This is a genomic window from Stieleria maiorica, from assembly GCF_008035925.1.
GTDB classification, from domain to species: Bacteria; Planctomycetota; Planctomycetia; order Pirellulales; family Pirellulaceae; genus Stieleria; species Stieleria maiorica.
Genome location: NZ_CP036264.1, coordinates 5610438 through 5623901, shown reverse-complemented (window position 1 = coordinate 5623901; position 13464 = coordinate 5610438). Strand labels below are relative to the sequence as shown.

At 60.8% G+C, this 13464-nt stretch carries 9 protein-coding genes; 5 read left to right on the top strand and 4 right to left on the bottom strand.

The genetic code is table 11. From position 1 onward, the window contains the following. Window positions 1-97: 97 nt before the first annotated feature. A complete protein-coding gene (locus Mal15_RS19115; protein ID WP_147869235.1) occupies window positions 98-1438 on the top strand; it encodes an outer membrane protein assembly factor BamB family protein in 1341 nt (446 codons plus the stop codon). A 110-nt stretch (window positions 1439-1548) separates the two neighbouring features. On the opposite strand, the gene Mal15_RS19110 is transcribed toward Mal15_RS19115, so the two are convergent. The 3 genes from Mal15_RS19110 to Mal15_RS19100 form a co-directional block, all read right to left on the bottom strand. Further along, window positions 1549-2952: a DUF1552 domain-containing protein gene (locus Mal15_RS19110; RefSeq protein WP_147869234.1), complete on the bottom strand. Its 1404-nt coding sequence runs from the start codon at window positions 2950-2952 to the stop codon at window positions 1549-1551. Between the two features lie 66 nt (window positions 2953-3018). Then, window positions 3019-5712, bottom strand: coding sequence for a DUF1592 domain-containing protein (locus tag Mal15_RS19105; RefSeq protein WP_147869233.1), 2694 nt, complete (start codon window positions 5710-5712; stop codon window positions 3019-3021). A gap of 200 nt (window positions 5713-5912) precedes the next feature. After that, the gene (locus Mal15_RS19100; protein WP_167546915.1) at window positions 5913-7487 is read right to left on the bottom strand and encodes a BBP7 family outer membrane beta-barrel protein; all 1575 of its coding nucleotides are present in this window, start codon (window positions 7485-7487) and stop codon (window positions 5913-5915) included. Between the two features lie 589 nt (window positions 7488-8076). Here Mal15_RS19100 and Mal15_RS19095 point away from each other — a divergent pair. Together Mal15_RS19095 and Mal15_RS19090 are read left to right on the top strand one after the other, a co-directional pair. Beyond that, the gene (locus tag Mal15_RS19095; RefSeq protein WP_147869231.1) at window positions 8077-10416 is read left to right on the top strand and encodes a hypothetical protein; all 2340 of its coding nucleotides are present in this window, start codon (window positions 8077-8079) and stop codon (window positions 10414-10416) included. A 221-nt stretch (window positions 10417-10637) separates the two neighbouring features. Further along, window positions 10638-10877, top strand: coding sequence for a hypothetical protein (locus Mal15_RS19090; RefSeq protein ID WP_147869230.1), 240 nt, complete (start codon window positions 10638-10640; stop codon window positions 10875-10877). 464 nt (window positions 10878-11341) lie between these two features. On the opposite strand, the gene Mal15_RS19085 is transcribed toward Mal15_RS19090, so the two are convergent. Next, the gene (locus Mal15_RS19085; RefSeq protein ID WP_147869229.1) at window positions 11342-11596 is read right to left on the bottom strand and encodes a hypothetical protein; all 255 of its coding nucleotides are present in this window, start codon (window positions 11594-11596) and stop codon (window positions 11342-11344) included. Between the two features lie 246 nt (window positions 11597-11842). Between Mal15_RS19085 and aroH the strand changes: the two genes are divergently transcribed. Next, on the top strand, window positions 11843-12271 hold the full coding sequence (aroH, locus tag Mal15_RS19080) for a chorismate mutase (protein ID WP_147869228.1): 429 nt from the start codon (window positions 11843-11845) through the stop codon (window positions 12269-12271). A gap of 22 nt (window positions 12272-12293) precedes the next feature. Then, window positions 12294-13304 (top strand): hypothetical protein, encoded by a 1011-nt coding sequence (locus Mal15_RS19075; RefSeq protein ID WP_147869227.1) that lies wholly within the window; start codon window positions 12294-12296, stop codon window positions 13302-13304. Window positions 13305-13464: the final 160 nt, after the last annotated feature.

The following is a 13464-nucleotide window of genomic DNA, read 5'->3' as shown; positions in this document are numbered from 1 at the left end:
CTAGCGTAAGAATTCCTCGGTCGCGGGGTATATCGCGATAATTGGTTCATGGACGGGCGGAAACCTCCCGTGACTTCCACACTCAGGTAACAAATTCATGGCAAAACACGTTCTTTTCTTCGCCAGCCTTTTCGTTTCCGGGGCGATCTTGATCGGTCCGGGCAGTGTGATTGCGGACGACTGGTCGGGCTGGCTCGGTGCAAACCGAGACGGCGTGTACCGTGAAACCGGCGTCGTTGATGAGATCCCCGCGTCGGGATTGCCCATTAAATGGCGAACCCCGATCGCCGGTGGGTACGCGGGCCCCGCGGTCGCCGATGGCAAAGTTTTCGTGTTTGATTACCAACGCAGTGGCGGCGACGTGGTGAACGATCCCGGCAGTCGCGCCAAGCTGACCGGCAAAGAGCGACTGTTGGTACTGGATGCCAAAACCGGCGTGAAGATTTGGGAATATTCTTATGATCGTCCCTATGAAATCAGCTACCCCGCCGGTCCGCGGGCGACCCCGACGATCGATCAAGACAAGGTCTATTTGCTCGGGGCCGAAGGCGACCTGACGTGCCTGTCGGTGACCGATGGCTCGCTCGTCTGGACTCGGAATCTGCCCCAAGACTTCGGCGCCGAAGTGCCGATCTGGGGTTTCTCGGCGCATCCGCTGGTCGATGGCGATCTGCTGTACACGATGGTCGGCGGTGATGGTCAAGGCGTGGTTGCGTTCGACAAAGCGACCGGAGAGGTGCGTTGGAAGTCACTCGACGCCAAAGCAGGTTACTGTGCCCCGCGGATCATCGAAGCGGGCGGAATGCGGCAGTTGATCGTGTTCCACCCCGAGGCGGTCGAAGGTTTGGATCCGGCCAGCGGAAAATCGTTGTGGAATGTCCCGATCACGCCCGCCTACGAGATGTCGATCGCGGTGCCGATGGTTGACGGCGATTTGATGTATGCCAGCGGGATCCATGCCGAAGCCGTGATGATCCGGCTGGGAACCGACTCGCCCAGCGGCGAAGAATTCTGGCGGGGCGGACCGAAGAACGCGGTCCACAGCAGCAACGCGCCTCCGATGTTCGTCGACGGCGTGGTCTATGGAACCGACTGTGTCAAAGGCAACTTGATCGCGGTCGATGCCAGCAATGGCGAGCGGCTTTGGGAGACCTTTGATGCGACCATTCCCGGTGAAAAACGCTTCGGTCGCCACGGGACCGCGTTCCTGACCCGATTGGGACAAACGGATCGTTACCTGGTGCTGAGCGAAACGGGCGACTTGATCATCGCCGAGCTGACCGCCAAGGGATACGATGAAAAAGGTCGGATGCATGTCGTCGAGCCGACCAACGAAGCGTTCGGACGTCCCGTCGTGTGGAGCCATCCCGCCTACGCCGGCAAGACCGCGTTCGTCCGCAACGACAAAGAAATCGTGGCGGTCGATCTGAGTCGCTAGTGCGGCGGGAGCCACACCTGCAGTGCGTTCCAAGGCCGAGCCTTGGAACGAGGTAGGCAGTCCGATCGCCTTTCCGGGCCGTCGCGCGATGCTTTTCCATGCACCAGCCGTCAACTCAAGTCGATTCTACCTGTGCTGTCACTAAACGATTCCGTTCGGACTCCCAAGTGATGCAGCATCGAGACGAACAGGTTGGAAAGCGGAAGATCGTCGTTGGTGGCTTTCTTCTGCCAGGGCTCGGTGCCGCCATCCCAAGCGCCACCCTGTGGATTCGCTCCGGCTTTGTTGATGTAGCGGCCGTGTTGCAGGCCCATGTTCCCCCCGCCGGCCAAAATCAACGGGTAGTTGCGTGACAGGTGAAATGCACTGGAGGCCGAACCGAACAGCAACAGCGTGTTGTCCAGCATCGTGCCTTCGCCCGCCGGTTCGGGTGTTTGCTTCAACTTGGTCAGGAATCGGGCGTATTCTTCGTTCAAGAATTGGCAATACAGCCCGAAGTTTTTCCAGCCGTCTGGCTTCTTTGTTTCATGTGACAACTGGTGCGAAAGATTGAACCCGATCGCCCGGGCCAGGTGATCACTGCGGCCGACACCGTTCTCTCGACCGATCTGGTAGGTTGCCACGCGGGTCGAATCCGTTTTGAATGCCAGATAGATCAGCTCGAACATCGTCTGCAGATATTGACGCGGCTCTTCTGTCGTCAGTTCCAGGTTCAAATGGTCGGCGTCGACCTGGGGCAGCGGAGCATTCAGCCACTGCTTGGCTTTTTCGACACGACGCTCCGCTTCGCGAACCGATTCCAGGTACTCGTCCAGCGTTTTTTGGTCGTGTGTCGAGAGCGACTTTCGCAATCGCCGGGCATCGGCAAGCAAGTCATCGAGCGCGCTTTGGCTGAGCGCCAGACGTTTGGCCGCGTCTTCGTTGCTTTTGACGAACAACATGTCGAAGACGCGTTTGGGACGGTGTTCGGCGGGAATCGGTTTGCCGTTGTGGTCGAAGGAAATCGTGTGGGCGCCCCGCGCGGTCCCGGTTCCACCATCGGTCGACATCACCAACGAAGCGAATCGCGTTTCGTGCCCGACGTGGTTCGCGTATTGTTGATCCAACGAGATGGTGTTGTGGTATTCCATGTCGCCGCCGCCGGTCGGGGCGCCGGTCAGGAATTGATCGGCGTTGTTGTGACCGTGGACGATGCGGCCGGCGGGGTGCGAGAACCCGGACAGGACGGTGAGTTCCTGACGCAGTGGTTGCAGGGGCGTCATGCACTTGGTGAACTGAAAGTCGGATCCGGCCCCGTGGGGAAACCAGGACCAGTCGCCGTAGGCAGGGTCCTCGGGCAGCGGCATCGGCACGCCGTCGGGAAAGTAGAAACACCCGAGGCGTTTCGGCGGCGAGGCGATTTCGGTTCCGCGAGCCGCCGAGGCTCGAAAGGTCTCGAACAGGGGCAACGCCAATGCCAACCCCGCGCCGCGAACGAATCGACGGCGGTCAAGCGAGTTTAAGTTCATCGACATGGCGGTTCTCTCCTGAGTGGGCCTGGCAGACGACGTGCCGCGAGGAAATCAAACACTGACAAAACTCTATTTGGTCCGAAACAATTCACTGGTGGCGATCATCCGAATCATCGTCGCCAATCCGTCTCCCTGGCGACGCAGGTCGGCGGCGATTTCATCCACGTCGGAGCGATCTGCGAACGTCAGCGACCGCCCGAGACCGTAGGTGGTCAGCTTATGAACCAAGGAACGCACGAACTGATCCTGACGCTGCTCCAAAAGGAATCGTTTCAATCCCTGCATGCCGTCTAGCGGTTGCGCATTGAACAGCTTGCTGGTTGCATCCACCGGTTTGCCACCGACCTGGTCCCGCCACCGTCCCAGCGCATCGTAATTCTCGAATGCGATGCCCCAGGGGTCGATCTTCGCATGGCACGACATGCACGCCGCGTGATTGCGATGGTCTTCGATTTGTTCCTTCAGCGTCATCTTGGCGATCTCCGGATCGGCCAGATCGATTTCCGGAACGGCGGGCGGAGGTGGTGGCGGTGGATCGTTCAGCAGACACTCCAACAGCCAAACGCCACGCTTGAGCGGATGCGAATCATCACCCGCGGAATTCATCGCCAGCAAACCCGCTTGCGTCAGCAAACCACCGCGGCGGCCGGTAGGATCCAAGGGGACGCGGCGGAAGTGGTTTCCTTTGACGCTGCTCAGCCCATAGTGAACGGCCAGTCGCTCATCGGCCATCGTGTAGTCGGCGTGCAGAAAGTCCAACACGCTCGCGTCGTTTCGAACCATTTCATGAAACAACTCGATCGGTTCCCGCTGCATCGATTCCTTCAGTGGTTCCAACGAACGCGGAACGTTCAGGAAATCGAGCAACTGCAGGTCCAGCCATTGGTGCACAAAGTGCTCGGACAGTCGCTTCGCGCGGTCGTCGGCCAACATCCTCGTGATCTCGCGTTGCAACACCTCCGGCTGGAGCAGCGCGTCGTCGGCGGCGAGCCGGCGCAGCCGGTCGTCGGGGATGCTGCACCACAGGAACATCGACAACCGTGTCGCCAGTTCGGTGCCGGTCAGGGGGACGCGTCCATCGGTGTCGGCATTTCCGTCTTCGACGATGTACAGGAAGCGCGGCGACGCCAAAACCGTTGCCAGCACTTCGACCATCGCTTCTTCAAAGCTGTCGCACTGTGGCCGCATCGTCGCGAACAATTCGAGCTTGCGATCGATCTCGGTTTGGGCGACAGCACGCCCCCAGGCACGTTCGATGAACGCGGTCAACACCTCGCGTGCGTAATCGGGTTCGTGATCGCGGTTGGTGCTGTCAAAAAAGATCCGCGTGTGCGATTCTGGAGGCCATTGATCGTAGACGGGAGCCGTCACTTCGACATAGTCGATCCGGATCGGTCCTTGCGAAACCGAGTTGTTGACAAAGGCGATGTATTCCGACGGGTTCGGCATCGCCCCCAGCGGGGATGTCTTTCGCACCGAGTTGCGCGGATAGATTTCACCGAGCGGCACGTCCCACTGATAAAACTCCGGGGTGTCGGACGGCGCCGTGATCGGTGTGTCCGCCCGTCCGACCGTCAGCAGCGCGCGGCCTTCGTTGCTCGCCTGCCAGCCGAACAACAACTTCAGACTCGGCGGGCTGGCCTCGTCTGCATTTTCACACGCCGCACGGACGCGGACACGCAGCGTGCCTTCGTCGGGCAACCGGTTGCCCAATTCGATTCTGAAGCGGTTGTTTTGCCCACGCGGAAGGATGGCGACGTGATCCAGCGACTCGGGGATCTGCGGCGGTGACGTCGTCGGCTTGTGCGCGTAGGTCGCCTTGCGGTACTGCCAACTGGCGCGAACGGTTTGTCCACCGGATAGGTCTTTGAAGTACGGAACGTTGTGCCGTTGGCGAAAACTTTCCTCCAGTTTTTGCAGCGTTTGTTGTTGAGCTTCCGGATCGTCCGCGTTCTCTTCCTTGGCCTGATCTATTTGTTTCTGCTGCTTCGCCCAATCGATGCGTCCGGCATCCTTCATGGTCACGCCCCAGTGCAGCACCTGGGGCTGCTCGCCGCGAACGGTCGCTCGCAGCAACGCCCGGCGGGCCAACCGTCGATATGCTTCAAATTGAGAGACCGACATGTGCAACAGATCGGAACTGTTTTGGAATCCTTCTTCCGAATGCGCTTCCGGGGGCAGGTCCTTGGCAAAGTCATAGGGCAGCCCGAGCAAATCTTGTAGCGCGTAATTGAACTCGTAACGCGTCATCCGTCGAAACGAATGGTGTTCCCCCGAGGCCCGTCGCACGATCGATGCGACTTGAATTTCGTTGGACAGCCACTGAACGATCTTGGTCCGATCCGCGTCGGACAGTTCAGCTTCGCCCGGAGGCGGCATCTCGTTGTTGCTAACCACCGCTTGGACTTCGAGCCACCACTCCCTGTCCTTGCCGTGCAGCAGGTCGGGGTCGAGCGTGTCGATCCGAACATTCCCTTCTTGGGTGTCGGCGCCGTGGCAATCGGAACATGCTTCCCTCAGGATCGGCCCGATCGTTTGGGCGAATTCGTCTCGATTCGGCTTGACATCGGAGGCAATGCGAACCGGATTCTGGCTGCGAAGCTTCGACCGTTGGAGACCGATCGCGCGCGATTGCCGAAACGAACGTACGCCCGATGGTGTTGATTCAACGGAATCGGCTGCTTGGCTTGGACGTGTCAGTGTGGCCAAAACGAAAATGGCAAGCCATGCGGCGGAGTTCAGTCGCAGCAGAATACAAGTCATGGCGTCGTCACTGTCCGCGATGGGGGCGGAGCAATCAAAGGCGGGGGCCGGCACGGCGGGTGGTGGGAGAATCGATTATACCGGATCACCGTCAAAATGCACGAGCAATCCGCGGCTGACTCAGGGCCGCACGCGAGGCATAAAAAAACCCCGCTCGGGATCCGAGCGGGGCATATCGTTTTTCCGATCGTGTTCGGCGTCTACCACATGTATTCGGCACCGACGGTGAAACCTTGTAAGGTCAAACTGTCGTAGGCGAGGTTGCCTGGAACGATACTTTGGGTCGCCCCATTGACTTGAAAGTCCATGCTGCCGAAGGCAATGTCGTCGACGGCCAGGACGTAGTAGGAACCGCGAAGCGTCAGTGAGTGCGACAGTCGATAGATCCCTTTCAGTTCGAGGTCGGCCAGGATGGTGCCGCGTTGATCGCCGTCGAACGCGTTTTGCGTTGCCAACGAGTTGGCGGAGATTTGAACCGCTCGGTCGACATCGTTTTGCACCCACGCTCCCTTGGCACCCAGCCCGACGGAGATGCCCGGAACCACGTTCCACCAGAAGTCGAATCCGGCCTGCGGTCCGAACAATCGGTTTTCGGTGTCGGCGTCGGCATTGAAGAATCGATTCTGGGTGATCGTGGTGGGACCGATCGTCGTTTGGGTTTGTCCCTGGGTTGCGTAGCGGAGCCCGTCGTCGTATCGCATGAACCGCAGACCGACGAGCCAGGAACTTTGGAATCGGCAGTAGGGGAACATCGTTCGTCGGCGATAGTTAAACTCGGCCGAGTGGAAGCGGCTTCGTGCTTCGATGGATTGGGTGGTTGAGCGATCGGTGTCGTCAAATCCGCCGGCGCCAGGGATGGTCCCGAAATCGCTGAGGAAGGAGTACAGGTTGCCTTCCAAGTTGGTTCCGATCACATCCGCTTGAGCCGATGCACCTTCTTTCCATTCGTTGCCACCCATGTATGTCAATTCGACGTTGCCGCCCACGCCCCAGATGAAGGCGACCGATGCCCGCACGCCGGCTTCCAGTTCGTCCAACCCGTCGTCGCTGAGACTCAAGACGGGAGTTCCGCTCGGCCCACTTCCACGTTGTGTGATCACCGACGAGCCCGCGCTCTTGATCTGACGATCCAAGAACAGAGCCTCCAGGCTGACATCGTACCAGCGTTGATTGCAGATTCCTGCCTCTTCGTAAGGACGCAACAAGCTGACGGCGGAGGCCAGGCAAGATCCCGCGTACCCGAACGGCAACTCTTTGCAGGCGGTGCATCCGGCGCCGCGACAGAACAGACACGCCGAACCGCCGTTGCGAAGTTTGCCCAGGACGCCGCCGCCGCCCAGGAAGCTGTTGCACGAACAACCGCCTCCGCCGCCGCACGTTCCACAGACCATCCGGTCCATGCAGGCTTGCATCGGCAACGCGTCGCAGTTGCCCGAGTCACATCCATACGCGTTGTAGCCGACCGGCATCACCGGCGAACCACTCATGCCCATCATGCCGGGCGTCCCGATCGGCGGCACGCCGGCCGGCGTGACAAAGCCGCTGGCGGCCAAGTCGTAGTTGGCAAGCGAGACGCCCGCCGAGGGATAGCCCTGTGCCGAAACCTCGCCCGAGAGCAGGCCGGTGGCGAAGATCGCCGCCGCTACCGCCAGGCTGGTCCCCACCAGCGCCGAACCGGCACGGCGAAGACGGGAGAGAGGTTTGGCAGCGGGCAGACGGGAAACTCCCGCTTCGCTGTTCATGTTTGTCAAACGGTTGACCATGTTTCGAATCATTCGGTGCATCGCAAACGTCTCCGCGGTCGCAGCCGCCTCGCTGTTGGGGCTCGTTCGCCCGAGCCATGCGTGCACACCTGTGTCACGCTGGGATCCCGAGCCGCAATATGGAGAGAGGAAATGACCGCGCGCTCATGCATCGCATTGACGCCCGCCGCATCGGATTGCGGCGATCAACCAGTTTCCCCCCTGGTAATTCAATGTCGAAACGAATCGCCGTCGGCACGCCATGGTTCAGTCTGTCGGCAGGTTTCCGACAGCGATCGGCACAGCGGATGCCTCCAAAAAATCGCTTCAGGCGGACTTATCGGCACAAACCACCCCGATGGTTTGGTTAATTCCGGTAGAACCACTAAGGAAATCTGTATCAGTCAAGACGGATAATCGCAAAGTCTCGCTTTTTTTAGGCTCCGTCGGGGGAGCATGTCGCTGTGGGGTTTGATTGCTCGCCGGCTTCAGTTGACAATGGCAATCCGTTTGCATCCCTGACGCTTCGCCCCGACCGTGCCACGCAGCACCGACGCAAGCCAGCGCCAAACCACGCCCGCCCCGAACCACGCCCGCTATCGCTCGGATTTATCGAACGGTCATGTCACCACCCTCACCCGACGCACCGAAACGCAATGAACCGCCAGACGGTTCTTCGGGGTCGCCGTCGCGGCGAAAAGCGCGGGTGGCGAAGCGGCGCCAAGGCAAAACAACACGCCGATCGACCGATGGTTCCCACGCAAAGCAAACCGTTCTCGCCCGACCGGCCGATTCGGCGACTGCGGACGAGGCGGAAACGGTCGCATCACTCGTGCGACGACTCGGTACGCCCCCGCACGATCTGGCCTCGCGATTGGGCGTGCGTTTCAAAGAAGCCTGTCGCCGAGTGCTGGACGATGGCGGCTCCATCGCCGCGATCGAGTTGGAGTCTTGGGCGATCAATCGACAAGGCGAACTTGTGTTTCTCGGTGAAATTCTGCCGGCCGGTCAAGGAATCGACAACGTCGACGAGCTGGGCGACCAATTCCAGCAGCGGCTCGCCGTCCCACGTCCGGCGATCGCGCATCGCAGCCGTCAGCTCCGCGTCGATCAAGCCGAGGCTCGGTTCGCGCTGCGTTTTCAGCGGCATGCCGACGATGATCAATACGCCCCGACGCTGTCAGGTGATGAACGGGACCGGCGAGAGAAGCTGATCGATCAATTCACCGCGTCGCTGGCTCGTCGGTTCGGCGAACAAGCGATCACGTCTCCCGATCCGTCCGAAGAAAAGGTGCGTCCGAGCAAGCCGCAACCGATGGCGCGAGATCGCCGCTTCAATTGGAATCTGACGCTCGGGCTGGCAACCGCCGTCGCCGCGGTGGCAATGGTTTTGGGCGGAACCCAACTCGCCAAAATGCGGAAACGGCAGGCCGAACTTGGACGTCGTGACGCCACCAGCGGCGAACCGGAATCGATGACCCATACGGCGGACCGGTCCAGCGGGAATGCGTCCGCCCAGTTCGCGAATGCGGCCCCCGTTGCCGCGCCCGAGATGCAGCCCGATGTCCCGCCACCGCCGTCGGATCCGGCACGAGACGAAGCCAGCCGCAGCGAGCCGAACCGAGACCCTGCCGATCGCGATCCGCAACGTTTCGATCCGCAATTTGCAGACGGTGGCACGCCCAACGAGCCCGGGGACCCGCCCGAATCCTCCGCAAAGACGATCGTCGACAGTCGGGGCCAACGTGGCGGGTTTGATGTCATGGACGATCTCGACGCGCTCGTGGCAAGCAACGCGCCATCGGGTTCCGCAGACAACATGGCGGTGAACTCGGATGAAATCGATCCGGCGAAAACGATGCGGATCGCCAGCCCGCTCCGAACAACCGGCGATGTCCCGGCAGAATCCACCCCCATCGCACGTCTGCCCGGCATGGACGTTGCTGATGATGTCACGCTGGAAGACGTGCTGAGCACGGACGCGCCGGAGCAGGACGTCCCGGAAGTCCTCCAAGAAACGCGTCCGTCCGAGGACCGATTTGTCGAATTGCCACCGGCAAGCGATACCGCTGCGGAATCCGTCATCGATCAGACGGGCGCCACGATCGAGCGGCTCGATTTTCCCAGCGAGATCCCGATCGTGATGTCCGGCCCCGACGAAGACGGGACGACCGAGCTGATCAATCAACAGAGCGGCAATCGGATCGCGCAATTGACTCGGTCCGGTCCATCAACCGTGCTGCGATGGTCCGAGTCTGCGTCCAAGGACCGGTTGGCACAGAAGCTCCTTCATGGACGTCTGGTCCTTTCCGGCGGCGAAATCGTCTACTTGCGACCGTCGATCGAAACCGATGCCTATCCCATCTCCATGGATCCCCGCGAATTGCGTCCCAGTTGGAAACTCGGCGGCCCGCTGTTGCCCGAGGTCGCGCGCCTGGAAATCGACCTGCAGGTCCCCGACTCGATCGACTTGGCTTGGCACACGCCCCTGGATCCCAATCACGCCCGCGACGGGACTGCGATCGCGATCCTGACGCCGACTGATGGTGAGACCGTTGCAATTGCTGTCAAAATGGAGATCGATTGCTCGCGAACACTTTCCTGTCGTTTGCAATACGGGGCTCGGTTGGACTCCGCCATGCCCTGGTCCTCGCTCAGCCAAGCCAGTTTTGCGATGGAGAACACCGCTCTCGTCCGCAATCGCAGCAAACTGTTGTTGCAACGGGATCTTTTCAAGCAAAGTTACGGCGCGGCCAGCACGATGGAACGCACGATGATGCGGGGGCGGGGGGAGCGGATCGACGCCGAACTTGAACGTCTCGATGCCACGATCGACCGCATGAGCATGCTGGGAGAATTGGCGATCCGGGTGCACGAGAGCGTCAAATTGAACCTGCACGCCTTTGTCCAGTGGCCCGATGCGGCCCAAACCCTGCTGCGGACAAAGGCAAAGGACCAGTAGCGGGTTCAAACGAACGAGGTCGTGAATCCCCGATGAATCCAGCGATTCACTTGGCGATTCGCCCTCGTCCCCTGGCGGAATCGCGCCGCCGGGGCACGATTTCGACAATTTCTTGGTGCCCGGTTAATCTCTGCCGGTTATTCATCCGATACCGGTTGTGACGGGAATCGAGTTCACTCGATGGCCCCGGTACGTGACGATTCACACAAGGCATGGAAGCCATGAGCCGCAAATCGACAACTGGACGCATCACACGAGTTACCGCGATCGCTCTGCTAGCGGGCACCTGCCTGGCCGGTGCGACCGGTTGCCAGGTGGGCATCAACGGGCAGACGCTGCCGAGCCCCTATTACCTGCAAGACGACGTGCAGTACTTCCCCAGCGGGCCCGAGTTTAAACTGTCTCGTGAAGCCGCCGCACTGAAAGCCGCTCGCGCTCAAGAAAAAAGCGATCGCAACTAGCCGGCGGTCGTCCACTGCCGGTGGGAAATCGCGTCTGCGGAGTTCGCCCAGTGTTTCGCGCCCTCACTGCCCCGCCCGAAACCCTTGGCGAGTTCCGCCGTCGGCCGGTCATGTGTCGCGATGTCGGCCGCTTGCGCTCTTCAGTCTCGCTGTCTCGTTCCAGGGCTCTGCCTTGGTACACACTGTCTCGCTGCCTCGTTCCAAGGCTCTGCCTTGGAACGCACTGCCGGCGTGGCTCTTGCCACACGCTCCTACGATCGGTTCGTGTTTTCGTTCGTAGGATTTTGGCGTTCTCGATTCCGCGAAACCCGCTTGGGATCCGCCGTTTGGCGCCAGCCTACGGGCCTCCATTGACGCTGGGGCCGCGATCGACGCTGGGGCCCTGATCGCCGCTGGGGCCCTGATCGCCGCTGAGGCCCGAACGCTTGCGCGAATCGGCTGATGTCACTCGTGGTTCATCGCCCTCAGGCAAGTTTTCCGATGGCTTCGGCGACCAGGGCGGGATCATCTTTTTCTCTCAGGTGCGCGATCTGCTCGGCCGATAGCCCGGCCTTTTCCAGGTGACTGCACAGCCGTTTCCACACGGTTTCGCGTTTCTTACCTTGGCTCAGGTACAATTCGGTGACCGCTTCCTGGGCCTTTTGGATTCCGATCGAATCCCGGTTTTGGTAGTAATTCTTGATAATTCGTTCTTGATAGGGCGAACGGTGAGCGCTCATCTTCGGTTTCCGATCTGAGAAAAGGTGTGGTCGAATGTCGTCGGTGCGGTAAGACGGTTATCGGCGCGGCCATTTGGCCCCTATAGTAGGCGTCTCCGAGTAAGCTTTATACGGCGAAATCGGCATCAGGAAACCCGTCCAATCGGACCACCGTCCCAATCGGGCGGGCGGTGAAACCGGGGACTGGCGCGTGGCGGGCGTCGCCCGCACAGAGTTATGGTCCACTGCCCAAAGGAATCAAAAAGTATGTTGGCTTGCCGAGGCGTCCGCGGTGCGACAACGGTCCAAGCGGATGATCGTGACGAAATCCTGCTGGCAACGAGACAGTTGTTGGCGCTGATGATCCGCCAGAACGGGATCGACACGGCGGACTTGGCCAGCGCCTACTTCACGGTGACCAAGGATTTGACGGCCGAATTTCCGGCACTGGCCGCGCGACAGCTCGGCTGGCTGGAGGTCCCGTTGTTGTGCGGCTACGAAATCACCGTGGAAAAATCGTTGCCACGCTGCATCCGTGTCTTGTTGCACTGGAACACGGTGAAATCACAGAAGGAAATCCAGCACTTTTATTTGCACGACGCAGTGAAATTGCGACCGGATTTGTCGGAGCTTCCGCCCGTCGATTTTGACGAATTGGAACAATGGATTCAGTCCCAGCTGTCTTCCACCCCCTGATGGTCCCACGAGTCTGAGAGCCTTGGCCAAGAAATCAAACCTCCGATTTCAGCCCGCGGTCGACTTGAGCGTGATCCACGCTTCGTTTGTCGTCGCAACCGGCGGGGTCTGCAGCGACCAGCGGACCGAATCGGCGCTGCTGGGACCGACCAGCGAAATCAACACGCGGCTGGTTTCGGCGTTGACCGATGTTCGGGCGTTCTGGTCGGCGCTGTTCGCGGCGGTGGCCGCCGGACGCAGTGCCCGCCAGGCGTGTCCCTCGGCCCTCGCATCGGCCGGTTGCAGCGAGCTGCAGATCGACCAGACCGCGGCGGCACTGGGCAGCCAGCTGGATCAATGTCGCATCGTGTATCAACAGCGGTTTCCCAAGCTGAAAGAGCAACTCGATCTACGCGCCGGGCCGTTAAAAGATCGCTGGCAAACCTACGGGCCCGGGTTGTTGATCGAAACCGCGCGATTGATCTGGGGCTCGACGCCGCCGGAAAAGTGGTGGCCCGATGAGGTCGATTGCTTGTTGGTCCAGCCGGTCCGCGGCGGCGACGGCGGATTCGATTCCGGCCAGTGCCGGGTCTGGATCGAAGCCATGCTGACCGACGCCGATCCGGCGGTGGGCGAGATTTTTCGGCTGGCGTTTTGGGTCACGCAAGTTGCCGTCGGACGCCATTTGGCGGCCACGCTGGGGCACGTCGAAGCGACCAGTCATCCCGAAGATTTTGGCTCGGGGACTCACCGGCGGACGTCCCTGCCTTGGGATCTGGGCTGCGTCCCGGTCGTGTTGACCGCCGGTGCAAATTTGGAGCTGTTTCGCGCCGACCCGCTCCCCATCCAAACCGCCGTGGGCCTCTGGCGGCTCGGCGACGAATCGGTCGGCGCGGTCGTCGCCAACTGGTGGGACCAATGGAAAGACGCCGGGGCGGCGATGCCTGTCGCTCTCAAAGCGCTCGACCGGATGCTCGCCCCGCTTCGCAAACGGCCGGAGACGGCAGGCACGTTGGATGAGGATGACTCAAGCGACAACCGATCCGTCCGCTAGCGGTCTACGGCAACTCAACTTGCCCACTCGTCGATGCGTTCGGAGAGTCGCCGTGTTCTCCGAACTCGGCGCGGGCGCGAAAAAGCGAAGCATTGCCCCGCGCCGACCTCGGAGAGCACGGCGACTGTCCAGCCCAATCGAAAACTGAGCTTGGGCGGAA